Origin of the sequence: Rhodococcus sp. A14 (genome assembly GCF_011603105.1) — a bacterium.
Taxonomy (GTDB): domain Bacteria; phylum Actinomycetota; class Actinomycetes; order Mycobacteriales; family Mycobacteriaceae; genus Rhodococcus_F; species Rhodococcus_F opacus.
On record NZ_JAAOQS010000016.1, the window covers coordinates 28,620 to 54,829 of the forward strand.

At 69.4% G+C, this 26,210-nt stretch carries 11 protein-coding genes; 4 read left to right on the forward strand and 7 right to left on the reverse strand.

The genetic code is table 11. The features are described 5' to 3' along the window. Positions 1–55: 55 nt before the first annotated feature. Positions 56–949: a LysR family transcriptional regulator gene (locus G9373_RS11580; RefSeq protein WP_005253382.1), complete on the forward strand. Its 894-nt coding sequence runs from the start codon at positions 56–58 to the stop codon at positions 947–949. A gap of 57 nt (positions 950–1,006) precedes the next feature. On the opposite strand, the gene G9373_RS11585 is transcribed toward G9373_RS11580, so the two are convergent. From G9373_RS11585 to leuA, 4 genes are all read right to left on the reverse strand, one after another. Next, on the reverse strand, positions 1,007–1,384 hold the full coding sequence (locus G9373_RS11585; protein WP_005253383.1) for an SHOCT domain-containing protein: 378 nt from the start codon (positions 1,382–1,384) through the stop codon (positions 1,007–1,009). 172 nt (positions 1,385–1,556) lie between these two features. Further along, positions 1,557–7,046 carry a biotin carboxylase N-terminal domain-containing protein gene (locus tag G9373_RS11590; protein WP_054247732.1) on the reverse strand — a complete coding sequence of 1,830 codons (5,490 nt, stop codon included), beginning with the start codon at positions 7,044–7,046 and terminating at the stop codon, positions 1,557–1,559. A 416-nt stretch (positions 7,047–7,462) separates the two neighbouring features. Continuing rightward, the gene (gene ctaD, locus G9373_RS11595) at positions 7,463–9,196 is read right to left on the reverse strand and encodes a cytochrome c oxidase subunit I (protein ID WP_206032081.1); all 1,734 of its coding nucleotides are present in this window, start codon (positions 9,194–9,196) and stop codon (positions 7,463–7,465) included. Positions 9,197–9,360: 164 nt separating this feature from the next. Further along, positions 9,361–11,169 carry a 2-isopropylmalate synthase gene (gene leuA / locus G9373_RS11600; RefSeq protein WP_005253386.1) on the reverse strand — a complete coding sequence of 603 codons (1,809 nt, stop codon included), beginning with the start codon at positions 11,167–11,169 and terminating at the stop codon, positions 9,361–9,363. 257 nt (positions 11,170–11,426) lie between these two features. Here leuA and G9373_RS11605 point away from each other — a divergent pair, with 257 nt between their 5' ends. Together G9373_RS11605 and G9373_RS11610 are read left to right on the forward strand one after the other, a co-directional pair. Continuing rightward, complete coding sequence (locus tag G9373_RS11605; protein WP_240960464.1) at positions 11,427–12,401, forward strand: hypothetical protein; 975 nt, start codon at positions 11,427–11,429, stop codon at positions 12,399–12,401. Position 12,402: 1 nt separating this feature from the next. Further along, positions 12,403–12,753: a hypothetical protein gene (locus G9373_RS11610; protein WP_061040833.1), complete on the forward strand. Its 351-nt coding sequence runs from the start codon at positions 12,403–12,405 to the stop codon at positions 12,751–12,753. Between the two features lie 86 nt (positions 12,754–12,839). On the opposite strand, the gene G9373_RS11615 is transcribed toward G9373_RS11610, so the two are convergent. From G9373_RS11615 to G9373_RS11625, 3 genes are all read right to left on the reverse strand, one after another. Then, positions 12,840–13,805 (reverse strand): pirin family protein, encoded by a 966-nt coding sequence (locus tag G9373_RS11615; protein WP_005569602.1) that lies wholly within the window; start codon positions 13,803–13,805, stop codon positions 12,840–12,842. 158 nt (positions 13,806–13,963) lie between these two features. Further along, positions 13,964–14,374 carry a DUF732 domain-containing protein gene (locus tag G9373_RS11620; protein ID WP_005248623.1) on the reverse strand — a complete coding sequence of 137 codons (411 nt, stop codon included), beginning with the start codon at positions 14,372–14,374 and terminating at the stop codon, positions 13,964–13,966. Between the two features lie 94 nt (positions 14,375–14,468). Further along, positions 14,469–25,052: a type I polyketide synthase gene (locus G9373_RS11625; RefSeq protein ID WP_167115228.1), complete on the reverse strand. Its 10,584-nt coding sequence runs from the start codon at positions 25,050–25,052 to the stop codon at positions 14,469–14,471. 349 nt (positions 25,053–25,401) lie between these two features. Between G9373_RS11625 and G9373_RS11630 the strand changes: the two genes are divergently transcribed. Further along, positions 25,402–26,193: a putative protein N(5)-glutamine methyltransferase gene (locus G9373_RS11630; protein ID WP_043793935.1), complete on the forward strand. Its 792-nt coding sequence runs from the start codon at positions 25,402–25,404 to the stop codon at positions 26,191–26,193. The last annotated feature ends 17 nt before the right edge of the window (positions 26,194–26,210 follow it).

Below are 26,210 nucleotides of genomic sequence, written 5' to 3' on the forward strand. Positions count from 1 at the left end.
CCGGAAACAATCAGGACAAGCGCATTAAAGTGCATCATCGATGTAGTTTTGCTACATGGATGCGACCCGGTTGCGCGTGCTGCGCGAGCTGGCGGACCGCGGGACGGTGGCGGCGACCGCGCAGGCGTTGTCGATGACGCCGTCGGCGGTGTCGCAGCAGCTCAAGATTCTCTCGCGGGAGGCCGGGGTGACCCTGCTCGAACCCGCCGGCCGCCGGTTGCGGCTCACCGATGCCGGTCAGGCGCTCGTCGTCCGCGCCGACGACGTCGTGGCGGCCCTGGACCGTGCGGCGGCGGAGATGAGCGCCTACCGCGGTTCGCCGCGCGGGCGGGTGCGGGTGGCGCTGTTCCCGTCCGGCGCCGCGCTGCTGCTGCCCGGACTGCTGGACGCGCTGGAAGGCAGTGGGGTGGACGTGCAGGCGCGCGACGAGGACCTGCCCGCCGCCGCGGTGCCCACCCTGCTCGCCGATTACGACGTGGTGCTGACGCATCGCGACGAGCGGGCCCCGGACTCGTCCTCGCCGCGGGTGACGGCCGAACCGCTGATGCGCGAACCCATCGACCTCATCCTGCCGCCCGGCCATCCGCTCGCCGGACAGGATGCGGTTCGCCCGGACCAGTTGGCGGACGAGAGGTGGATCAGTGTGCGCGGCGGTTTCCCCGTCGACGACGTGCTGATGTCGGTGGCCGCCGCGACCGGGGTGCAGCCGCATGTGGTGATGCGCATCAACGACTTCCGGGTCATCGAGGAACTCGTCGCCGGCGGTCACGGCGTGGCCCTGCTGGCCCGCCATGCGGTGACGAGCCGCACGGTGGTGCAGCTGCCGCTCGCCGGGGTGCGCGCGGCCCGGATCTACGAACTGGCCCGGCGGCCCGCAGCCGACGACGTTCCCGCGGTGGCCACGGTGCTGCAGGCGTTCCGGGACGTCGCGGCACGGGTGCGGGACTGACCCCCGACAGCACGAAGGCCCGCACCGGGGCGGGCCTTCGACGGTGACGGTGCGGGGTCAGGCCAGCGCCTTGGCTTTCAGCGTCTCGTACTCCTGCTGAGTGATGGTGCCTGCATCGAGCAGTGCCTTCGCGTCCGCGATCTGCTCGGCCGAGGACTTGCCCGCGACGGAACGGATGTAGCTGTCCTGCGCCTGCTTCACCTCCTGCGCGGCCGCCATCGACCGCTGGGCCATGCCGTCGCTCTTGACGATGAGATACACGAGCGCGGTCAGCAGCGGGATGAAGAACAGGAAGATGATCCAGATGGCCTTCGCCCAGCCCGACGTCTTATGGTCGCGGAACAGGTCGGTGATGATGGAGAACAACAGGATCAGGTAGGCCACGAAGCCGAAGGTGACGATGATCACCCAGAGAAAGTCCCAGAAAGAGTCCATTGCAGCGCTCCATTCACAGTCGAATTCACTCTGCGCTGACTATCGCACCGGGCCGGGGCACCCGCGTCATCCGAAACAGGTGAAATGCGGCCGGTGCGGACTCCCCGCCCGCGGTGGCGGAAACGCCGAACGGCCGCGACACCGGTAGGTGCCGCGGCCGTTCGGGTGGGGACTACTTGCCTGCTTCGACCGCCCGGCGCATGCCGCGCTCGACCGCACCGATGATGTACGGACGCAGTTCGACGGCCGGGATGACGGCGTCGACGGAGCCGACCCGCTGTGCCCGCTGGATGTTGTGCACAGCCTCGAACTCGGCCGCGACCTCACCGAGCTTCTCGTTGCGCACCGCAGCCTGCTGGGCCGCCAGCTCCACCCGCAGGTGAGCCTGCTGGGCGTCGTTCTGGGCGCCCGCCAGGTTGGCTTCGAGCTCCCGGATCGACGGGTCGGCGGCCACCCGAGAGTTGACCTCGCGGGTGAACACCACGGCCGCGGCGGGGGCACCACCGAGGACCGAGGCGAACGAACCCTCGACCGCCAGCACCTCCATGTTGTCGTTCAGTGCTCCGGAGAACACCACGAACGCGCCACCGTGGTAGCGGGAGACGACGCAGAACACGATCGGGCCGTCGAAATTGACGATGGCGCGGCCGATCTCGGCGCCGTACTCGAGCTGGATGTGCCGCAGCGAGTCCGGGGAACCGTCGAAGCCGGACAGGTTGGCCAGCACGACGAGCGGACGGCTGCCGCTGGCGGCGTTGATCGCCCGGGCCGTCTTCTTCGACGACTGCGGGAACAGCGTTCCCGCAGTCCACTGGTCGGGACCGTTGGCCGGCGACCATCCCTTACGGGCGATGGCCCGCGACTCGATGCCGATGACGCTCACCGGGTAACCGCCGAGGTGTGCGTCGAACACGACGGACGTGTCGGCGTCCGCCATGTCGGCCCACCGCTCCAGCACCGCGTGGTCCTGGTCGACGAGCGAACGCATCACCGTGCGAATGTCGAACGGCTTCTTGCGTTCCGGGTTCGTCTCCGCGGAGAAGATGTCGCCGACCGTGGTGAAGTCGCTGGACGGGTGGATGTGCGGGAAGGACCGCACGTCGCGCCCGATCGGGTCGCTGGTCTGCGCTCGGCGCGGGAAGCGTTCTCCGGCAACGACGTACGCGTGGTCGTAGTGTGCGAACAGGATCTCGCACGCGGCGGGCAGGTTCGGCGCCCAGTACTGCGCCTCACCGTTCGGGCCCATCACGCGGTCGTAACCACCGATGCCGAAGTTGTCCTCGGCCGAGACGCCACCCGAGTAGTCGAGCGAGTTCTTACCGGTGAGCACCATGGCACTGTCCGGCGTCATGACGAGGATGCCCTTGGTGTGCATCAGCATCGTGGCTTCGGCGTTCCAGTACGGCTGCGCGCCGACGTTGATGCCGGCCACGATCACGTTGACCTCGCCACCGTTCTGCGTGAACGTGATGAGGCGACGCAGGCCGCGGGACACCCAGTCCATGTTCTCGGTGCCACTGTCCATGGAGATCGTCGCGCCGGACGACAGCGCGAACCACTCGACCGGGACACCCAGCTTCTCGGCCAGGTCGACACCGGCGACGAGGCGGGCGCACTCGGCTTCCGCGACGGTGCCCAGTGCCTTCGTCGGGTCACCGAAGAGCGCGACGCGGGTCATTCCCTCGGGATGCCGGTCGGTGCGGGCGGTGACCAGACCGACGACGAGGCCGGCCTTGTTCTGACCGTACGGACGCTCGACGGGAACCAGCTGGCCCGTCTCGTCCAGGTCGTGCTCGACGAAGCTGCCGTCGCGGCCGGTGAGCAGCGGGATCAGCTCGTACGGGTAGACGGTGCCGCGGGCACGTGAGCTGCGGACCTTCTGCGTGTACGCGTCGAGCGGCTGCAGCGGCTCGGTCGGCGGCTCGGTGACCTTGACGACCACGCCGGCACCGGTGCGGTAGGAGAAGCGCAGAGCCTTCTCCCGCGACTCCGTGCCGGGCTCGCCCTGGAGCCGGGCGATCACGGTGATCTCCTCGAGTCCGGCGCCCGCGGTGAGCGGTGCCGCGACCCGGGCGAACGCCTCGAGGTCCTCGACCGGGACGTCGATCTTCGGCCACACGTACAGCACGACGCGGTTGGCGTCGAGCTTGCGCTTGCTGCCGCGCGTGGCCTGCGCCCGGCGGATGCCGTCGAGGCACGACTGCAGCACGCGTTCCGCAGCGGGAACACCGATGACCTGGCCGTCCTCGTTGCGCACCGGCGTGATGTCGCGGATCTCGGCGAGCGCGATGAGGCGTTCGTCGGTGGGGTTGTCGCGCGAGACCAGGTTGAACAGGAACGTGTCGGCGACCGCGGGGAGGCGGGTGCCGTCGAAGTTCTTCAGGCGCCACAGGTCGAGTCGCTGGCCGGTGAGCGGGTGCATGTCCCGGATCAGCGTCTCTTCCGCCAGGACACCTGCGTCGTCCGGGCGGTACGTGAACTTGCGGACGTCCATGTCGGTTCCGCCGAAGACGGACACCGTGACCCGGCGGCAGGTCGCGGCCAGCGGCAGCGCCGACAGCGCCTTCCGCAGGTCCTCGGACATCGTGTTCGGGTCGGCGGGCGGTGCGGTCCACGACAGGTAGAGGTCGAGGACGAGGTTGTCGGGGTTCTCCGCGGCGACGGCACCGATCTCGTCGAGCGCACCGGGCAGTTCGGCGTACTCGGCGACGGCCGACACCAGGTTGAGGCGCTCGCCGAGCAGATCGAAGTTGCCGGTGACGAAACGCCGTCCGTTGCGGTCGAAGGACGTGACGTCCTCGAGCGTGCGGATGTCGTAGTAGCGACGGGTGACCACCTCGAGCAGCGGCCCGACGGTCGTGCTCTTGCGTGCGATCCGCTGCCCGAGGAGCTCGGTCAGCGACTGCGGGGTGGCGACCAGGGCCTCGAGGCGTTCCTGGTAGTCGGCGGCGTCGGGACGCTCGGCGAGGTACTCGAGGCTGCCACGGACACCGTCGTAGACCTGCTCGCGGGCCTTGCGGATCTGCGGCTCGTCGAAGAACCGGAACCGCACGTTGCGGGCGACGTTTCCGATCACCGGGTACCGGACCTGGGTGGCGATGATCAGCCGGTCCAGGACCTCACCGAGTCCGCTGGGTGCGCGGCCGGGAGCGTTGCCGTCGTTCAGCCACCGATCGAGCAGGGCGGCGATGACGGGAACCTGGTTGTCCATGCGCTGCTGCGCGAGGAACAGACGGTAGACCGCCTCCTCCAGCTCGGCGGTGCGCTCGAGGTCGGTGACGTCGTAGTGACGCAGCGCCCGTGACAGCCGGGTCGTGAACGACTCGGGCAGGCCTTCGAGCTCGACGTCGAGGGTGTGGAGGTAGGTGTGGAAGTGCTCGCGCGGGCTGTGGACGCGCTCGTCACCGTCCTCCTCGGCGGCGGTCGGACGGTTACGTCCGATCTCGCAGATATCCGCGAACGTGTTCAGTAGAGCGAGCTCTGCCTGCACGAGATCCGGGTCGCCCGCGATCTCGGCGCGCAGCTTCTCGTAATCGGCGAGGAGCACTCCGGCGCGCTTCGCGCTGACGTCGTAACCGGTGAGCAGTGCGGCGAGTGCGTCGATCTGCTCGAGGGCGTCGGCCCGGGTGTTCCCGTGCGAAGCGGGGGCACCGAGATCGAACTGGACGCGAGGCGACTTCGGAGCGGTGGACTCCTCGGAACTCTCCTCGACGCGCAGCAGTGCCGTTCCGGCGTCGACCTGGGAGTTGACCATGGCGAGAACTTCCCGCACCCGGCCTGCGACGGGAGCGCGGACCGCGGTCTCCATCTTCATGCTCTCGAGGACGACCAGCGTGGCGCCGACCTCGACCTCGTCGCCGACGGACACGGGCACCGCGACCACGACTGCGGGAGCCGGTGCGCGGACGACGCCGGCCTCGTCCTGGCTGATCTGGTGGCTGATGCCGTCGACCTCGACGAGGTACTGGGCGCGGCCTGCGACCGAGACGACGTGGTGGCGGCGGTCGCCGATCACCAGGCGGCTCTCGAACTCGCTGAGCCGGTCGACCTCGACCTCGGTCTCGGGGGCGTCCCCGTCGACGCGGTAGCTGTGGGCGCCGACCTGCGTGACGGTGAGTCCGTAGGCCTGGCCCTGGTAGCTGAGCTCCACCTTGCGGCCGATGGCGTGGCCGGCGCGGGGCCGTCCACCCCGAGCGGACGACAGGAACGCCTCACGCTCGAGCTTCTCCTCGGCGTCGTAGACGTCGATGGCGGCGGCGATCAGGGCGACATCCGCGGTCCGGGACGGGACGTTGGACGTGCCTGCGTCGGTGCGGTCCAGCCAGCCGGTGTCCGCGGACGCCGAGATGACCTCTTCGCGGTCCAGCAGGTCCAGCAGGAACGACTTGGTGGTGGTGCCGCCCTGCAGCACGACCGTGGTCTCGCGGAGAGCGGTGCGCAGACGCGCGAGCGCCTCGGAGCGGTCGCGACCCCAGGCGATGACCTTGGCGACCATCGAGTCGTAGTCGGGCGGGATGACGTCGCCCTGGGCGATGCCGGTGTCGACGCGGAGACCGCTGCCGAGCGGGAACTTGAGCAGCTGCACGGCGCCGGGCGCGGGAGCGAAGCCGTTGGCGGCGTCCTCCGCGTTCAGGCGGGCCTCGACGGCGTGACCGAACTCGGGCGGGCAGTCGCCGACCAGCGGCTCACCGCTCGCGACGAGGATCTGCAGCTTCACCAGGTCGATGCCGGTGGTGGCCTCGGTGATGGGGTGCTCGACCTGCAGGCGGGTGTTGACCTCGAGGAATGTGAACGTCTTCTGCTCGGGCTGGTACAGGTACTCGACCGTGCCGGCGCCGCGGTAGCCGGCGGCGCGCACGAGCTCTGCGGAGACGGTGCGCAGGTGGTTCGACTGCTCGGCGGTGAGGAGCGGCGAGCTGGACTCCTCGATGACCTTCTGGTTCTTGCGCTGGATGGAGCAGTCGCGCACACCGGGAGCCCAGACGTTGCCGAAGTTGTCGGCAATCACCTGTACCTCGACGTGGCGTGCGTCGGTGACCAGCCGTTCGATGAACACGACGGGGTCGCCGAAGGACCGCTGGGCCTCACCCTGGGTGCGTTCGAGCGCGAGTTCGAGTTCGTCCTCCGACCACACCTTGCGGATACCGCGGCCACCACCACCGGAGCGGGCCTTGATGATGAGCGGGTAGCCGATGGCCTGGGCGTGACGGCGGGCGTCGGCGCGGGTGGCGACGGGGCCGCCGCTCCACGGCGCGACCGGGACCTCCACCTTCTCGGCGAGGAGTTTGGCCTCGACCTTGTCGCCCAGCAGGCGCATCGATTCGGCAGGCGGGCCGATGAACGTGATGCCGAGCTGCTCGCAGACCTCGACGAACGCGGGATCCTCGGCGACGAAGCCCCAGCCGACCCACACGGCGTCGGCCTTGCTCTCGCGCAGCGCGCGGGCCAACTCGGCGTGATCGAGGTAGGCGGTGCCGGTCTTGACTGTGCGCAAGCACACACCTTCGTCGGCCTGCCGAACGAACATCGCGCGGCGTTCTGCCTCCGTGTGGAGTGCGATCGTGCGGATGCCGTAGTTGTGCTCGGCGTTCAGTTCGCGCACCGCACGAATCAGGCGGACCGCCGCTTCGCCGCGGTTGACTATCGCTATTCGCTTGAACATCTGTTATCGCTCCGTTTCCGTAAAACTCATTGATCCGCAGAGTGTTTCGATGGCCAAGGCCATGTCCGCCGAGGACTGGGTGCCGCCTTCGCGGACACGTGCACCCCTGCACAACCCACTTGACTACCTCCAGGGGCGCCCCGAACGCGATCGTCGGACCTGCGCCATTGCGGGACCGATGCTCGGGGAATGCGAGCATAACGTCGAAAATTTGTACCCGCGCGTAACTTCTGCGAGGCCCCGATCTGCTTGTCAAGCGTTCAAGGACTTGCGTGTCGACGCTACGAGGGAGTAATGCGGCCGGAATTCCGCCGAACTGGGCGTCCTCCGGAGAGGTATCTGCAACCCATTGTCACAGAGTCGTTTTCGTCCGGTTCCTCGAGAAGCTCTCGGGGAAGGGAACTTTCACGCAGAAGTTACTGGCGGTTCACCTGCGGATCGGCACCCGCCGGTTCGGTCGCGTGCGCCACCGCGCCCCGCACACCGACGTGTGCCTCGCGGTGCATCCGGTCGACCATGTGCGGATAGTGCAGTTCGAACGCGGGCCGCTCGGAGCGGATGCGCGGCAGCTCGGTGAAGTTGTGCCGCGGCGGCGGGCACGTCGTCGCCCACTCCAGGGAGTTGCCGAACCCCCACGGATCGTCCACCGTGACCACCTCGCCGTAGCGGTAGCTCTTGAAGACGTTCCAGACGAACGGCACGGTCGACGCGCCCAGGACGAACGCGAACACCGTGGAGACCGAGTTGAGGACGGTGAAGCCGTCCGAGGGCAGGTAGTCGGCGTAGCGGCGCGGCATCCCCTCGGCGCCGAGCCAGTGCTGGACGAGGAACGTGCCGTGGAAACCGGTGAACGTGGTCCAGAAGTGCCATTTGCCGAGACGCTCGTCGAGCATGCGGCCCGTCATCTTCGGGAACCAGAAGTAGATGCCCGCGTACGTGGCGAAGACGATCGTCCCGAACAGCACGTAATGGAAGTGGGCGATCACGAAGTAGCTGTCGGTGACGTGGAAGTCCAGCGGCGGGCTCGCGAGGATGACACCGGTGAGGCCGCCGAAGATGAACGTGATGAGGAAGCCGAGCGAGAACAGCATGGGGGTCTCGAACGTCAGCTGCCCCTTCCACATGGTGCCGATCCAGTTGAAGATCTTCACCCCGGTGGGCACCGCGATCAGGAACGTCATGAAGGAGAAGAACGGCAGCAGCACCGCGCCCGTCGCGTACATGTGGTGCGCCCACACGGCGATCGAGAGGGCCGCGATGGCGATCGTCGCGTAGACGAGCCCGCTGTATCCGAAGAGCGGCTTGCGGCTGAAGACCGGGAAGATCTCCGACACGATGCCGAAGAACGGCAACGCGACGATGTACACCTCCGGATGGCCGAAGAACCAGAACAGGTGCTGCCACAGCAGCACGCCGCCGGTGGCCGGGTCGTACAGATTGCCGCCCAGATGGCGGTCGACGAACAGCCCCATCAGCGCTGCGGTGAGGATCGGGAACGCCACCAGGATCAGGATGCTGGTGATGAAGATGTTCCACGTGAAGATCGGCATCCGGAACATGATCATGCCCGGGGCTCGCAGGCAGATGACGGTCGTGATCATGTTGACCCCGCCGAGGATGGTGCCGAGACCGGACAGCGCCAGCCCCATGATCCACAGATCGGCGCCGACGCCCGGCGCATGCAGCGCGCTCGTCAGCGGCGAGTACGCCGTCCAGCCGAAGTCCGCGGCGCCACCCGGGGTGATGAAACCCGCGATCGCGATGGTGCCGCCGAACAGGAACGCCCAGTAACTGAACGCGTTGAGACGGGGGAACGCGACGTCGGGGGCGCCGATCTGCAGCGGCAGGATGTAGTTGGCGAACCCGAACACGATCGGCGTCGCGTACAGCAGCAGCATGATCGTGCCGTGCATCGTGAACAGCTGGTTGTACTGCTCGTTCGACAGGAACTGCAGACCCGGAACGGCGAGCTCGCCGCGGATCAGCAGCGCCATCAGACCGCCGGCCATGAAGAAGACGAACGACGTGATCAGGTACAGAATCCCCAGATCCTTGGGATCCGTCGTCGTGATCATCTTGTAGAAGAAGCTGCCCTTGGGGCGGCGCCGGGCCGGATACGGACGGACCGGAAGATGCTGTTGAAATGCCAGATTCACGACGCCCCCCGAAGGGTCCGAGGCGGTTCGGGTCCGGTGTGGACTCCGTTACCAGGGTAGTCACCCGAAGCCCGGAGGGAGCCGCTTTCCGTGGCCGGAAACGACGCTGCCGCAGGTGCGCGTGGTGCGCGCCTGCGGCAGCGAGGGTCGGGAAGCGGTCAGTGCGCCCGGTTGACCGCCGAGACGACGGCGCGCAGCGACGCGGTGGTGATCGACGTCGCGATGCCGACACCCCAGACCACGGTGTTCCGTCCGTCGGGAGCGGTCACCGCGCACTCGACGTACGCGGCCGCCTGGGCGTCGTCACCGGCCGACATGGCGTGCTCGGAGTAGTCGAGCACACGCACGTCGAAGTCGATGGTGGCGAGCGCGTCGACGAACGCGGCGAGCGGGCCGTTGCCCGAACCCGAGATCTCGTGCTCCTTGCCGTCGACCTTCACGGTCGCGGTGATGGAGTCGGTGCCGCCGTCCTCCTCGGACGCCGTGACCTTCTGCTTCATCCGCTCGAGCGGCGTGATCGGAGCCAGGTACTCCTCGTGGAAGACGTCCCACATCTCCTTGGGCGACACCTCGCCGCCCTCGCCGTCGGTGATCCGCTGGACGGCCTGCGAGAACTCGATCTGCAGGCGACGCGGCAGCACCAGCCCGTGATCGGCCTTCATGATGTACGCGACGCCGCCCTTGCCGGACTGCGAGTTGACGCGGATCACGGCCTCGTAGGTGCGGCCCACGTCCTTGGGGTCGATCGGCAGGTAGGGAACCGCCCACAGGATGTCGTCGACGTCCGCGTCCTGCGAGTCGGCGTCGAACTTCATGGCGTCGAGACCCTTGTTGATCGCGTCCTGGTGGCTGCCCGAGAACGCGGTGTACACGAGGTCGCCGCCGTACGGGTGACGCTCGTGGACGGGCAGCTGGTTGCAGTACTCGACGGTGCGGCGGATCTCGTCGATGTTCGAGAAGTCGATCTGCGGGTCGACGCCCCGGGTGAACATGTTGAGGCCGAGCGTGACCAGGCAGACGTTGCCGGTGCGCTCACCGTTGCCGAACAGGCAGCCCTCGATGCGGTCGGCACCTGCCTGGTAGCCCAGCTCCGCGGCGGCCACGCCGGTGCCGCGGTCGTTGTGGGGGTGCAGCGACAGGATGACCGAGTCGCGGCGGGCCAGGTTGCGGTGCATCCACTCGATGGAGTCGGCGTACACGTTGGGCGTCGCCATCTCGACGGTGGCGGGCAGGTTCAGGATCACCGGGTTCTCCGGCGTCGGCTGCAGCACCTCGGTGACGGCGTCGCACACCTCCTTGGCGTACTCGAGTTCCGTGCCGGTGTACGACTCGGGGGAGTACTCCCAGCGCCATTGCGTGTCGGGGTACTTCTTCGCCTCTTCGAGGGCCAGGGCCGCCGCGTCGGTCGCGATCTTCTTGATCACGTCGCGCTCGGCCTTGAACACCACCCGGCGCTGCAGGATGGACGTCGAGTTGTAGAAGTGGACGATCACCTTGTTCGCGCCCTCACAGGCCTCGAACGTGCGCTTGATCAGTTCCGGCCGGGACTGCGTGAGCACCTGGATGGTGACGTCGTCCGGAATCGCTCCGTCTTCGATGATCTCGCGGACGAAGTCGAAGTCCGTCTGGCTCGCCGACGGGAAGCCGACCTCGATCTCCTTGTAGCCCATCCGCACCAGCAGTTCGAACATGCGGCGCTTGCGGGCGGGGCTCATCGGGTCGATCAGCGCCTGGTTGCCGTCACGGAGGTCGACCGCGCACCACTGCGGCGCACGGTCGATGATCTTGTCGGGCCACGAGCGGTCCGGCAGCGACACCGGCTCCACTTCTTCGGAGAAGGAGCGGTAGCGGAACGTCGGCATCGACGAATTCTTCTGCGTGTTCCACTCCGGCTGATCGGAGGGAGCAGGCTTGGAAGGCGGCGTGATGGTGCGCGTTCCGGAGGTAAAGGCGTCAGCGGGGGACATGGGATTGATCTCCAGGTTCGATGTGGACTTTCTGAGTCCAACGGCTGTGTCGACCGGCGCACGAGAAACCCCGCGACGGGAAGCCAGTCTGGATCAGACCCCGTCGCGGCAACCAAGGAGGAGTGCGCGCTGCATACTCAGCACTGTACTCCGGGCACCATCGTTCGCGTGCCGGGGTTCGAAGTCCGAGTGAGGAGACAGCGGTGGGCCGCAGCGCGACGGTGGTAACACCGCTGGTGGCCGCACTTTTTGCGGCACTGCTCGCGTCGTGCGCCGGGGTGGTCGAGGGGGCGCCGAGCGTCGCCGGCGTCGGCGAGCCGATCTACGGCCTGCCCGTGAGCGACCACAGCCGCGTCGAGTTGGCCGTCGCCGCCGCGGCCCGCGACATCGCGCCGTGCGGACTGCTCGACCAAAATCTCGTCGCCTCGCTCGGGCAGGTCACTGCATTCGGGCCCGTCGGCGATCTGTCCACCTGCCACGCCGAGTTGGTGCCTCCCCGCGGCACACCCGCCAACCCCGTCTGGGTCGAGGTGACGGTGGGCGAACGCGAACCCACGGAAGACACCGGTGCCGGCGAGGTGACGTCGGGAATCGAGGTGCGTCCCGCGGTCGGCGCGCTCCCCGGCACGTGCACCCTCTACTTCTCGCTGCCGCCGGTTCCGGGAGTGCCGGACGACGACACCGCCCCGGGGCGGTGGGGGCACGTGTCGTATCTCGACGGGGCAGGCGGAACGGGTGACTCCGCCGGCGGCGACGACTGCGCGGAGGCCCGCACGGTCCTCGGATCGGTCGCCGGCAGGCTGCGCACCCCGGTGCCGGTGCGTTCGGATATTCCTCTCGCGCAGCAGGATCCGTGCCGGGCGGTCGAGAAGATGTCCGGACGGGGCGTCGAGACGTTCTCTCCGGGTAGCCGTCCCTACGAATGTCTCCTGACGCTCCGCGGCGGCGACGCGGCGTCCGTGCAACTGGCGCTGTCGCCCGAACCGTCGCAGACCGGCGGCCCCGAAGCGGTCGAACTCGACGGCAAGACGTTCACGTACTTCCGGGACGCACTCGAATGTCACTACTACTTCTACCCGGGTGCGGTGTTCGACACGAACCTGCCGTCGAGTCCGGTGAGCGAACGGGACAAGCGCAGCAATCGGCTGACCGCGTCCGTGGCGGCGTCCGCGCCTAGCTGCGACGACGCGGAAACGCTGGTGCTCGCCGCAGCCGAAATGTTCGACTACTGACATGAACACACAGGTCGATGTCGCCCGGGCCTACCTGGACGCGTTGCTCAGCCACGACGGCAACACGGTGCCCATCGAGCCGCGGGCCGTGCGGTACGAGGTGGGGCTGAAGACGGCGTTCTCCGGAAATCACCTGCGCCGAAGCCTGTCCGGCGGCCCCCAGTACCGGGTGATCCGGGCGATCCGCGACTGTGTGTGGACGGTCGACGGCGACGACGTCACCGTCGACTACCTCCTCGACGCCGGACTGTTCGGCCGCACCCTCGTGACGGTCCGGGTGGTCGAGACGTTCCGGATCCCGCAGGACGACCTACGGATCCACCGCATCGACGCGAAGATCCGGCGCCCCTGAGTGGGGCGCCGAATCGTCTGTCGCGCATTACCTTCCGCACGTGAGTGGCATTGTGTGCCCCGCCACGCTTTGCCACTCACATGGGGTCAGTCGAGCGTTTCGTGCGCCGCGGGAACGGAACCCAGGCGGCCGGCCTGGAAGTCCTCGAACGCCTGCAGTACCTCGGCCTTGGTGTTCATGACGAACGGTCCGGCCATCGCGACGGGCTCGCGGATCGGCTTGCCGCCGAGGAGGAACACCTCGAAGGACTTGGTCCGCGAATCCTGTGTGTCAGCCGCGGCGATCGTGAGGGTGTCACCGCGTCCGTAGACGGCCGTCTGGCCCATGCGGATCGGACGACGTTCCGAACCGACGAGCCCCTCGCCCGCGAGGACGTAGGCGAGCGCGTTGAACTCGGGGTTCCACGGCAGCGTCAGACTCGCACCCGGTGCGATCGTCGCGTGGACGAGGCTGATCGGCGTGTACGTGGACCCGGGGCCGTGGTGTCCGTCCACGTCACCGGCGATCACCCGAACGAGAGCGCCGCCGTCGGACGAGGACAGCAGGGCCACCTTCTGGCCGGTGATGTCCTGGTAGCGGGGCGCGGCCATCTTGTTGTCGCGCGGCAGGTTCACCCACAACTGGACGCCGTGGAACAGGCCACCGCTCATCACCAGGTGCTCGGGCGGGGTCTCGATGTGCAGGATGCCGCCGCCCGCGGTCATCCACTGGGTGTCGCCGCCACCGATGGTGCCGCCGCCGCCGTTGGAATCCTGGTGCTCCATGATGCCGTCGATCATGTAGGTGACGGTCTCGAAGCCGCGGTGCGGATGCCACGGGGTGCCCTTGGGTTCCCCGGGTGCGTAGTCGACCTCGCCCATCTGGTCCATGTGGATGAACGGGTCGAGGGCCGTCAGGTCGATGCCGGCGAACGCGCGGCGAACCGGGAAGCCTTCGCCCTCGTAGCCGACGGGTGCGGTGGTGAGCGAACGGACCGGGCGGTCGACGGCGCCGGGAGCGGGTGCGTCGATACGCGGCAGGGCAAGGATGTTGTCGACCGTCACGGCAGGCATGGGGTGTCTCCTCGTACTCAGGTAATTGATTGTTCAACTACTTCATAGTGTGTAACACCCGCTGCGTCCAGGTATTCCCACAGGGCGGCTCCGCCGCCCGTGCGCCTTTTTGGTAGCTGCAACAACCAGAAAGGCGCACGGGCGCGAAGCGCCTACTACTAGTTGAGGACGTTCTCGTGATCGGGGCAGTACCGCGTGATCGCGCCGATGATGTACGGGTAGACGCCGTCGTTGGTGAGCATCGGCGTCCACTCCTCACGCACCTGATCGAGGGGCTTGCCTGCGTCGAGGGCGGTGCAGATCTCACCGGCCTGATGGACCGCGAGGTCGTCGTCGGTGACGGTCTGGTTGTTCGCGCGCAGGTAGGCCAGGTAGTCGGCGGCCGTCTGCGGGTCGTCGGCGACCGAGAACACGCGGCTGCCGGGGGCGGTGGCGGCGGTCGTCCTCGCCGCCACGGAAGCCGAGGCGGACGTCGTCTCGGAGGCGGCGGTGTCGCTGTCGCCACCGCAGGCGGTGAGGATTGCCGCGGAGCAGACGGTGAGGGCGGTCAGAGCAAGGGTGCGGCGCATGGGGCGTGTGATTCCTTTCGAGGCCTGTGACGGCGACGATCGTATCGCCTGCGGGGCCGGTGTTCCCGGCGGCGATCACCCGCACTGTTTCGGGTCAGAGACCGCGATCGATGAGGTCGAGGATCTCCTCACTCGTCGCGGCGTGAATCTTGTCGACCGCGGCCGCATGCGCGTCGTCGGACGTGCCGACCTCGGCCAACAGGCTTCCGAGGCGCTGCGCGATGGCCGACCGTGCCTCGCTGTCCTCGCCGAGTTCGGCGATCGTCGCGCGCAGCCGGTCGACGTCGGCGAGAGCAACGGACATCGGATCCGGGACGAGTTCCGAGCGCAGGAACTCGGCGACCGCGCGCGGACTCGGGTGGTCGAACACCATGGTCGGCGGCAACCGCAGCCCCGTGGCGGCACCGAGATGGTTGCGGAGCGCAACCGCCGCCAGTGAATCGAAGCCGAGTTCCTTGAACGCCTGGTCGGGGTCCACCGAGTCCGACGCGTCGTAGCCGAGCACCGTGGCGGCTCCGCTCCGCACCAGATCGAGCATCAGGTGCCGCTGTTCGGGGATCGACCGGTCGGCGAGGCGCTGCGCCCAATCCGAGGGTCCGGACCCGCTCGCACCGGTCACGACCGCGTCCGACCCTGCGGCGTGCGGGCGCGATTCCCGGATCAGGCCACGCAGCGGGGCGGGAACGTACGGTGCGGCCGAACCGGAGTGGTCGAACCGTGCGGCCGCGACCGTGGGTGCACCGGCGGCCAGAGCGCTGTCGAAGAGGGCCAGGCCGTCGGCCGCGGGCATCGGAATCATTCCGCTGAGGCGGGCTCGGGCGAGGTCGATCGCGCCGAGGTTGTCGGTCATGGCGCTGGGTGTCGCCCACATGCCCCACGCGATCGAGAGCCCGGGCAGCCCGAGGGCGTGGCGGTGATGGGCGAGGGCGTCGAGGAACATGTTCGCGGCCGCGTAGTTCGCCTGCCCGGGAGCCCCGAGGATGCCGGCGAGCGAAGAGAACATGACGAACGCCCGCACGTTGCTGTCCGCGGTCAGCCGGTGCAGGTTCCAGGCCGCATCGACCTTCGGTCGCAGGACCGCGTCGAGCCGCTCGGGGGTGAGCGACGCGAGGGTGCCGTCGTCGATCACGCCGGCGGCGTGGATCACCGCCGTGAGCGGGTGTTCGGGCGGTATCCCGGCCAGCAGCGCGGCGACCCCCGACTCGTCCGCGGTGTCGCAGGCAACGATGCTCACCTCGGCACCCAGACCGCGCAGTTCGCTGCGCAGTCGGTCGCTGCCCTCGGCGTCGGGTCCGTGCCGGCTGGTCAGCAGCACGTGCCGTGCCCCGTGCTCGGTCACCAGGTGCCGGGCTACGAGAGATCCCACCGTGCCGGTGCCGCCGGTGACCAGAACGGTGCCGTCGGGATCGAACGGTGTCGGTTCGTCGACGGCGGGCATGCGCCGCAACCGAGGTGCGCGCAAGGTGCCGTTCCGGGCCGCCAATTGCGGTTCCCCGCTCGCCAGTGCCGACGTGATCGCGGCCTCGGCGTCCGATGCGTCGTCCAGGTCGATCAGTACGAACCGGTCCGGGTTCTCGTTCTGTGCGGAGCCGACGAGACCCCACACCGACGCGGCCGCGAGGTCGGGACGAGCGTCGTGGTCCTGCCCGTCGTCGGTCACCATGGCGTTGCGTGTCACGATCACGAGCGGGTTGTCGGCGACCGCGTCGTCGTCGAGCCACTCCTGGAGCAGTCGCAGTACCCGCGCGCACAGGTCGTGGGTCGCGTCCGGACCGTGGTCGCCCTCGGTCGCACACCCGACCAGCACCGTCCACGGACGCAGGTCGTCGTCGTCCGGCCTGGACTCCATCGCGGTGCGCAGCGCCTCCAGGTCGGGATAGCGCGGGAACGTCGAACCGACACCCGGGTCGCCGAACCCCTCGGCGCCGAGAACCACCGCCGGACCGGGGGGCCGTTCGGACGTGGCCACCTCCACCGGGATCCAGGCGGCCCGGTGCAGTCGCAGGGCCGCCGACCGGCCTGCGTCCTGTCCGTCGCCCGTCCTCTGCGTCACCCGCAGCGCGTCGACGGTCAGCACCGGCTCGCCCGCGGGGTCGACGGCGGCAACGCGGTACCGTCCGTCCTCGCCGGCGGTGAACCGGGCGGTCATCGCCTCTGCGCCGACGGTGTGCAGACGGATCCCAGACCAGGTCAGCGGCCAGCCGTCCCACCCGAGGAGGGGTTCGATCGCCGCCTGCAGCAGTTCCGGATGGATGCCGAAACCACTCGTGTCGGTGCCGTCGTCGAGGCGCACCTCGGTCTCGGTGTCGCCCGGGTCCTGCTGCGGCACACCGGCGGCAGGGCCGACGACGTCGTCGATCGTCGCCGAAGCGTTCCGGACCCAGCTGTCCGGGCCGTCGGTGTCACCCGACTTCGACGAGATCGTGACGGTGCGAGCGCCGTCGGTGCCGGGCGGCGACACCAGCACGCGAATCGAGGCCAGTCCCGACGGCGGGAGGACGAGCGGGTGGTGCAGGGTGAGTTCGTCGATGTGGTCGAGACCGACGTGGTGGGCCGCGTGCAGGGCGAGTTCGACCGGCACGGCAGGCAACAGCGTCTTCGCTTCGACGGTCGACGGCTGGTCGCCGTCGTCGATCGTCGGTGGCACGAGCCATGGATCCCGGTGCAGGGACAGCTGTCCGGTGAACAGGGTCGCGTCGTCGTCGAGGGTCACCGCGGCACCGAGCAGCGGATGATCGGCCGGGGTCAGACCCAGTTCGGTCGGGTCGCCGGTATGTCGGGTGGACGCCGTCGGCCAGTAGGAGCGGCGTTGGAATGCGTAGGTGGGCAGGGCCACCCGGCGGCGACCGGGCAGCACCCGATCCCAGTCGATGGTGGCGCCCTGCACGTAGGCGGCGGCGACCGCCTCGATGATCCCGTGTGCCTCGTCTCCGCGTCCGGGCAGCGTGGCGATCGTGTTCGGGACGACCTCGGCGGCGAGCGCCGCCAGAGCCGCGCCGGGACCGACTTCGACGAGGCGGGTGACGCCGAGTTCGTCGAGGGCGCAGACGCCGTCGTGGAAACGCACCGCGTGCCGGATGTGCCGGGTCCAATAGTCCGGGGACACGAGTTCCTCGGCGGTGGCGACGCGCCCGGTGACGTTGGAGACGACCGGAATCGTCGGCGGCTGCGCCGTCAGCCTCGACACGACGGCGGCGAACTGGTCGAGGATGGGGTCCATCAGGGTCGAATGGAAGGCCCGCTCGACCCGCAGGCTCGTGGTCTTCAGACCGGCGGCGGACAATTCGGAGGCGACGGCCTGCACGTCGCGTTCGGCGCCGGCGAGAACGACGGATTCGGCGCCGTTGACGGCCGCGAGATCGACGCGGCCGTCGATCCGCGGGAGGATGTCCTCCTCGCGGGCCCGTACGGCGATCATCAGACCCGGTTTGGTCGACTGCATCAACCGCCCACGGTCACCCACCAGAGCGGCGGCATCGGGCAGGCTGAACACCCCCGCGACGTGTGCCGCGGTGATCTCGCCGATCGAATGGCCGATCAGGTAGTCGGGGGTGATGCCCCAGTCCCGCAGCAGCCGATAGAGCGCGACCTCGATGGCGAACAGTGCCGGTTGGGTGTATTCGGTGCTGTCGAGCTTCGCACCGCCGCCGTCGGACTCGTCCCAGATCACTTGCCGTACCGGGGTTTCCACGTGCTCGTCGAGTGCGGAGCAGACCTCGTCCAGTGCCCTCGCGAACACCGGGTACGCCTCGTAGAGGCCGCGGCCCATCCCGATGCGCTGCGCACCCTGGCCGGTGAACATGAAGGCCGTCTTGCCGCGGGCGCTCGTGCCGGTGACGACGTTGCCGCCGGGTCGCCCCGTGACGATGCGGGCGAGACCCTCGCGCAGGTCGGCCAGTGTTTCGCCGATCACCGCGGCGCGGTGGGTGAATCCGGATCGGGTGGTGGCCAGTGAGTAGGCGAGGTCGGCCGGATCCGGGAGTTCGGACTCGTCCGTGTCGAGAAACTCCGCCAGCCGGGTGGCCTGCGCCCGCAGCGCGTCCCCGGTCTTTCCGGAGATCACCCAGACCAGCGGCGACGCCGACGGAGAGACCTCCGGCGCCGTGTCCTCGGGCGGCTGTTCGAGGATCATGTGCGAGTTGGTGCCGCTGATACCGAACGACGAGACGGCAGCCCGCCGGGGTCGTCCGGTCTCCGGCCAGGCAACCGATTCGGCGAGCAGCGAGACCTCGCCCGCGGTCCAGTCGACGTGCCGGGTGGGAACGTCGCCGTGCAGGCTCGGGGGCAGCATCCCGTGCCGCATCGCCATCACCATCTTGATCACGCCCGCGACGCCCGCCGCCGCCTGGGAGTGGCCGATGTTCGACTTGACGGAACCGAGCCACAGCGGCCGGCCCTCCCGGCCCTGCCCGTACGCCGCCAGCAGTGCCTGCGCCTCGATCGGGTCGCCGAGCGTGGTGCCGGTGCCGTGTGCCTCCACGGCGTCGATGTCTGTGGGGCCGAGCGCGGCGTCCGCCAGCGCCTGGCGGATGACCCGTTCCTGGGACGGCCCGTTCGGGGCGGTCAATCCGTTGGACGCCCCGTCCTGGTTGACCGCCGATCCGCGGATGATCGCCAGCACCCGGTGGCCGTTGCGCCGGGCGTCGCTGAGCCGCTCCAGCACCACCATTCCCGCGCCCTCGCTGAGCCCGGTGCCGTCGGCCCGGTCGGAGAACGGCTTGCAGCGTCCGTCCGAGGCGAGCCCGCGCTGGCGGCTGAACTCGATCAGCACACCGGGTGTGGCCATCACCGTCGCCCCGCCGGCCAGCGCCAGCGCGCATTCCCCGTCGCGGAGGGCCCGCGCCGCCAGATGCATGGCCACCAGCGACGACGAGCAGGCGGTGTCCACGGTGACCGCGGGACCGGTGAAGCCGAGGGAGTAGGAGATCCGGCCGGACGCCACGCTGTTGCTCGTCCCGGTCATCAGATAGCCCTCGGCGTCGACGTTGCGCTGAGTCATCAGGTGGAAGCCGTAGTCGCCGCCCATCAGCCCGACGTACACGCCGGTGTCGGTGAGGCCGGGCGCGGTCGGCCGGATTCCGGCCTGCTCCAAGGCTTCCCAGGCGCTCTCGAGAAGCAGCCGGTGCTGCGGGTCCATCGCGATCGCCTCGCGCGGGCTGATCCCGAAGAATGCGGCGTCGAATTCGTCTGCGTCGTAGAGGAACCCGCCCTCCTTCATGTACGTGGTGCCGACCCGGTTCGGGTCGGGGTCGTACACCTCGTCGAGATTCCAGCCCCGGTTGTGGGGGTACGCGCCCACGGCGTTGCGGCCGTCGCGGACGAGTCGCCACAGGTCCTCCGGGCAGTACACCTTGCCCGGGTATCGGCAGGCCATTCCCACGATCACGATCGGGTCGTCGTCCCTGCGGGCACGTGTCGGCCCGGCCGGCTGCGGAGCCGCATCGTCGCCGAGCAGGCGCGCCACCAGCTCCTGGGTCAGCGCGTCCGCGGTGGGATGGTCGAACACCACAGTCGCGGCCAGTCGCACACCGGTGGCGGTCGCCAGCTGATTGCGCAGTTGCACCGCGGTCAGCGAGTCGAAACCGAGTTGTTTGAAAGCACGTTCCGGGTCGATCGCCTCCTTGCCTTCGTGACCCAGCACGGCCGCCACGTGGGTGGTGACGATGTCGAGCACACGGCTGTGCCGCTCACCGGGGTCCAGCGCCCGCAACTCCTCGGCCAGTCCGGTCGGGGAATCGGCGGCAGCGGCGCGGCGACGGCGGACGCCGAGCACCCGGCGCAGGATCGGCGGCAGCGACTCACCGTCGGATCGGGAGGCCCTCGTCGAGAGCCGTATCGGCACGATCAACGGACGGTTCACGGCAAGGGCAGCGTCGAACAGGGCCAGACCCGACTCCGGACTGATGGTGTCGATGCCACTGCGCTGTAACCGGTCGAGGTCGGCCGCATTCAGATGGGACGTCATGCCGCTGGGCCGGTCCCACAGTCCCCAGGCCATGGACGTCGCGGGCAGCCCGCGGGAGCGGCGGTGCTGCGCGAGTGCGTCGAGGAAGACATTCGCCGCCGCATAGTTCGCCTGGCCTGCGCCGCCGAGCACACCCGCCGCCGAGGAGAACAGCACGAACGCCGACAAGTCGCGGTCCCGGGTGAGTTCGTGCAGATGCCAGGCACCGTCCACCTTGGGACGAAGGACGGCGTGCAACTGGTCTTCGGTCAGGGTGGCGGCGGTGGCGTCCTCGAGCACCCCGGCGGCGTGGATCACGCCGGACAGGTCGGGAATGCCCGCAAGGAGAGCGGCCACCGCGGCGCGGTCGGCCACGTCGCAGGCGACAGCGTTGACCTCCGCCCCGGACTCGGCGAACTCGGCACGCAGTTCGGCCGCACTCTCGGGATCGAGCGCGTGCCGTCCGGTCAGCAGCAGCCGGCGCACCCCGTGCCGCGCGACGAGGTGGCGGGCGATCAGTCTGCCGATGGTTCCCGTGCCGCCGGTGATCAGGACTGTGCCGTCCGGGCCGAAGATCGCGGGTACCGGTTCGGGTGCCGCCGCAACGGGTGTCACCGCGGCGAGCATGGGCGCCAGCAGTACGCCGTCCCGGATGGCCAGCTGAGGCTCGTTGCAGGCCAGGGCCATGGAGATCAACGAAGGGTCACCGGCGTGTGCGTCCAGGTCCACCAGGGTGATGCGGTCCGGGTGCTCGTTCTGCACCGCGCCGATCAGTCCCCACGCGGGGGCGGCGGACACGTCGTCGACGGGATCGTCGTCGCGGACCGCCACCGCGAGCCTCGTCGTGACCAGCAGGCGGGTCTCGGCCAGGCGATCGTCGCGGAGCCAGGACTGGACCGCCCGCAACGTCGCCTCCGCGGCGGCGTGCGCCCGAGCCGGCGTGTCCGGCTCGTCGCCCGGTTCGCCGTCGAGCCACAGCACGCGACCCTCCGGATCACCGCCGGCAAGCGCCTCCTCGAGCGGCATCAGGTCTGCCGGGGCGGTGCTGGACGCACCCACCGGCATCCACTCCACGCGGTAGAGGCTGTCTCGCACCCCGGCGGCAGGCACGCCCGCGTCCCCGAGCGGCCGCAGCGCTAGCGATTCGGCGGTCAGCACCGGTCTGCCGGCCGCGTCGTACGCGGAGATCCGGTAGCGCTCGGGTCCGGTCGTGGTGACGTGCACGCGCAAGGCGGTGGCGCCTACGGCGTGCAGTTGCACCTTGTCCCATGCGAACGGCAGCCGGACACCGGAGTCTGCGGCTCCCAGCGCAATCACGTGCAGCGCCGCGTCGAGCACCGCCGGATGGATCCCGTATCCCGCGACCGCCGCAGCCGGGTCCTCTCCGCTCAGCCGCACCTCGCCGTACAGGTCGTCGCCGCGCCGCCACGCCGCGCGGAGACCACGGAAGGCGGGGCCGTACTCGTAGCCGGCCTCGTCGAGCACGTCGTACAGGCCTCGAACGTCGATCGGCGTGGCATCGGCGGGCGGCCAGGGCTGTTCGGGGGAGTCGGCGGTGTCCACGGCCGCCGCGAGCGTGCCGGTGGCGTGCCGGGTCCACGGGGTGTCCTGCGCGGCATCGGCAGGCCGGGAGTGCACCGACACCGTGGTTCGGCCCGCTGCACCGTCGGCGAGCACGCTCACCTGCAATGCCACCTCACCCTCGGCGGGGATCACCAGGGGTGCCTCGATGGCGAGTTCCTCGAGCCGGCCGCACCCCACGCGGTTCCCCGCGTGGAGGGCGAGCTCTACGAAAGCCGTGCCCGGCAGAATGACGGTGCCCCTGACGCCGTGGTCGCTCAGCCATGGAAGGCGTTGTGGCGACAGCAGTCCCGTGAACACCGCGCCCCGGCCGTCGCCGAGCTCGACCGACGCGGCGAGCATCGGGTGTCCACCCGTTTCCATGCCCGTCGACGCGAAATCGCCCTGTGGAACCGGACTTTCCAGCCAGTAGCGGCGGTGCTGGAAGGCGTACGTGGGGAGGTCCACCCACTGCTGCCGATCGTCGTGTCGAGCCCAGCGCACCCGATCCCACTCGACGTGCAGCCCGTGCACCTGTGCCTCGGCGAGTGCGGCGGTGAACTGGCGGAGGCCCGCGCGGTCGCGCCGGATGGTGCCGATGGCGCGGCCGGCGACACCCGCCGCGTCGAGGGTTTCCTGCAACGGCACGGTGAGGACGGGGTGGCTGCACGACTCGACGAACAGTCGATACCCGTCCGCGGCCAGTGATCTCGTCGCTTGCTCGAACCGGACCGTCCGTCGCAGATTCCGGTACCAGTAGTCCGCGTCCAATGCGGTGCCGTCCAGCACACCACCGGTCACCGACGAGTAGAACGGAATTCGCGACCGGCGGGGCGTGATGGAGGCGAGGACGTCGAGAATGGGTTCCCGCAGAACGGAGACGTCCGCGCAATGCGACGCGTATTCCACCGCGATCCGCCTGGCCTGGACGCCGTCGCCCTGCAACTGCCCGACCAGGAGGTCGAGGGCGTCGACGGGTCCGGAGATCACCGTCGCGGACGGCCCGTTGATCGCCGCGACCTCGACGGCGCCGGCCCAGGGCTGAATCGTTTCCCGCACGATGTCCGCCGGCAGAGCCACCGAGGCCATTCCCCCGCCCCGCCGGGCCGACGCGCCGATCACCCTGCTGCGCGCGGCCACGACGAGTGCCGCGTCCGGAAGGCTCAGCGCACCCGCGACATACGCGGCCGCGATCTCGCCCTGTGAATGTCCGACGACGGCCGCCGGTTCGACGCCGTGGGAGCGCCACAGCTCCGCGAGACCGACCATCATCGCGAACAACGCCGGTTGCACCACGTCGACCCGGTCCAGCGCCGCGGGATCGCGGTCGCGCAGCACGTCCAGCAGCGAGAAGTTGGTGTACGGGGCCAGCGCGTCGGCGCACTCCCGCACGGTGTCGGCGAACACCGGCGACGTGTCCAGTAGCTCGGTGGCCATGCCCACCCACTGCGAACCCTGGCCGGGGAAGACGAACACCGGCCGGTCGCCCGCTTCCAACGCCACACCGGTGACGACGTCGGCGCTGGGCGCACCTCGGCCGAGTGCGTCGAGGCCGCTCAGCAGACTCTGGGGCCGTGCGCCGATCACGGCGGCGCGGTGATCGAACGCGGCACGGGCACCCAGTAGTGCGCCTGCCACCGCGGCGGGCGTCAGCTCGGGGTGCTCGGTGACGTAGTCGCGCAGCCGCTCGGCCTGGGCGCGCAGCGCGAGCTCGGTGTGGCCCGAAAGGAACCAGGCCACGACTTCGTCCGGGGGAGTAGCTGATTCGGAAGTAGTCGGCTCGACCGGTGGGGACTCCTCCAGGACGACGTGCGCGTTGGTGCCGCTGATGCCGAATGACGAGACCGCCGCCCGCCGGGGCCGATCGGACCCCGGCCACTCCCGGTTCTCGGTGAGCAACGACACCGAACCGGCGGACCAGTCGACGTGCGGGGTCGGCCGGTCGACGTGCAGCGTCTTCGGCAGGACACCGTGCCGCATCGCCATGATCATCTTGATCACCCCGGCCACGCCGGCGGCCGCCTGGGTGTGCCCGAGGTTCGACTTCACCGAGCCGAGCCACAGCGGCCGGTCGGCGGGGCGGTCGCGGCCGTAGCCGGCCAGCAGGGCGGACGCCTCGATCGGATCGCCCAGTTTCGTGCCGGTGCCGTGCGCCTCGACCACGTCGACATCGCCCGGGCCGAGTCCCGCATTGGCCAGCGCCTGCGCGATCACCCGCTCCTGAGCCTGCCTGTTCGGGGCGGTCAGGCCGTTGCTGGCGCCGTCCTGATTCACCGCGCTGCCGCGGATGACGGCCAGTATCCGGCGGCCCTTGCGCTCTGCGTCGGACAGGCGTTCCAACGCGACCATCCCCGCACCTTCACCCCACGCCGTTCCGTCCGCAGCGGCGGAGAATGCCTTGCACCGGCCGTCCCGGGCCAGTCCGCGCTGGCGGCTGAACTCCACGAACACCGCGGGGGTCGCCATGACGGTCGCCCCGCCCGCCAGCGCCAGTTCGCACTCGCCGCTGCGCAGCGCCTGCATGGCGAGGTGGATGGACACCAGCGACGACGAGCACGCGGTGTCCACCGTGATCGCGGGTCCGTTCAGGCCGAAGCTGTAGGCCACTCGGCCGGACGCGACGCTCATGGCGTTGCCGGTGATGAAGTACCCCTCGAGGTCCTCGGGCGGCATGCCGCCCGCCCGCGCCGCGTAGTCGATGCCGGACAGCCCCGTGAAGACGCCGACCTGGCGGCCGTGCACCGACCGCGGATCGATGCCGGCGTGTTCGAACGTCTCCCAGCTCGTCTCGAGGAGAAGTCGCTGCTGCGGGTCCATCGCCAGCGCCTCGCGCGGCGAGATGCCGAAGACCTCGGGGTCGAACCCCGCCGGGTCGTCGAGGAAGCTGCCCTGCACCGTGTATGTCTTGCCGGCCTGCTCGGCCGTCGGATCGTAGAGGTCCGCCAGGCCCCAGCCCCGGTCCTCGGGGAACCCGGCGACGGTGTCGGTGCCGGACTCCACCAGGCGCCACAGGTCCTGCGGCGATCGCACCCCGCCGGGGAACCGGCAGCCCATCCCGATGACGGCGATCGGTTCACGGCTCACACCCTCGACCTCGCGCAGCTTCTCCCGCGCTTGGTAGAGCTCCGCGGTGACTCGCTTCAGATAGTCGAGGAGCTTCGCCTGATCGGCCATATCGGGGTCCTATCCGAGATCCGCCTCTGGTAGCGCGGAAACCTCGATTGTATCCGCCACCACCATGCGGAGGCAGCGGTCCGAGCATCACCTTCGATCGATCTGCCTGGTCAATTCGGGCAGGTCACATGGGATACCCGCCACTGCTCCGGTCCACACCACTTCCGGTTATTCGGCTGCCCGGCGACCGCTGAGGGAGGTAGTGTGGCGACTCCGAGCAGGATCCGTATCGAGGAGGTGAGACCTGTGTCCGTTCGTTCAGTTCGGGTGCTCTCACTCCGCGACCGCGCGGTCGTACCGACATAAGGTGACCGGGAGAGCGCCCATCGGCATTCCGGAAGGCTTTCCCATGTCAATGTCTCTCTCACCGTCCCTCGAATTCGTTCTCGTCACGAGGCTTCGCGCCGCCGGCTGTGTGTTCGCCGAGGACGAGGCCCGCTTGATCGTCTCCGCGGCCAGGACGTCCGACGAACTCGCGTCGATGCTGGACCGCCGCGTCGCAGGCGTCCCCCTCGAACACGTCCTCGGCTGGGCCGAATTCTGCGGGCTCCGGATCGCGGTCGATCCGCGGGTGTTCGTGCCGCGCCGCCGCACCGCGTTCCTCGTCGAGCAGGCCGGCGCCCTCGCGTGCCCGCGCGCTGTCGTGGTCGACCTGTGTTGCGGTTCGGGCGCGGTGGGGGCCGCGCTCGCCGAGACGCTGGGGGACGGCATCGAGTTGTATGCGGTGGACATCGACCCCGCCGCGGTCCGGTGCGCGCGACGCAACGTCCCAGACCCCGGCCGGGTGTTCGAGGGCGACCTGTACGAACCGTTGCCCACCACGCTGAGGGGAAGCGTCGACGTCCTGGTCGCCAACGCACCGTACGTGCCCACCGACGCGATCCGGTTGATGCCGCCGGAGGCCCGGTTCCACGAACCACGGGTCTCGCTCGACGGCGGCGCGGACGGACTCGACACCCAGCGGCGGGTGACCCTCGGGGCGCGCGACTGGCTCGCGCCGGGCGGTCATCTACTGATCGAGACCAGTGCGAGCCAGGCCGCGCTCACCGCCGAAGCTTTCGCCGAGGCCGGGTTGATCACCCGGATCGAGATCTCGGACGACATGGACGCCACCGTCGTCGTGGGCGCCAACCCCAGGTGAGTGCCGAAGCGTCCCGG

What these genes read in the sequence shown, in the direction of transcription:
- G9373_RS11580 (WP_005253382.1), top strand. Translation starts at nt 56, where the DNA reads ATGGATGCGACCCGGTTGCGCGTGCTGCGCGAGCTGGCGGACCGCGGG.
- G9373_RS11585 (WP_005253383.1), bottom strand. Translation starts at nt 1,384, where the DNA reads ATGGACTCTTTCTGGGACTTTCTCTGGGTGATCATCGTCACCTTCGGC.
- G9373_RS11590 (WP_054247732.1), bottom strand. Translation starts at nt 7,046, where the DNA reads ATGTTCAAGCGAATAGCGATAGTCAACCGCGGCGAAGCGGCGGTCCGC.
- leuA (WP_005253386.1), bottom strand. Translation starts at nt 11,169, where the DNA reads ATGTCCCCCGCTGACGCCTTTACCTCCGGAACGCGCACCATCACGCCG.
- G9373_RS11610 (WP_061040833.1), top strand. Translation starts at nt 12,403, where the DNA reads ATGAACACACAGGTCGATGTCGCCCGGGCCTACCTGGACGCGTTGCTC.
- G9373_RS11615 (WP_005569602.1), bottom strand. Translation starts at nt 13,805, where the DNA reads ATGCCTGCCGTGACGGTCGACAACATCCTTGCCCTGCCGCGTATCGAC.
- G9373_RS11620 (WP_005248623.1), bottom strand. Translation starts at nt 14,374, where the DNA reads ATGCGCCGCACCCTTGCTCTGACCGCCCTCACCGTCTGCTCCGCGGCA.
- G9373_RS11625 (WP_167115228.1), bottom strand. Translation starts at nt 25,052, where the DNA reads ATGGCCGATCAGGCGAAGCTCCTCGACTATCTGAAGCGAGTCACCGCG.
- G9373_RS11630 (WP_043793935.1), top strand. Translation starts at nt 25,402, where the DNA reads ATGTCAATGTCTCTCTCACCGTCCCTCGAATTCGTTCTCGTCACGAGG.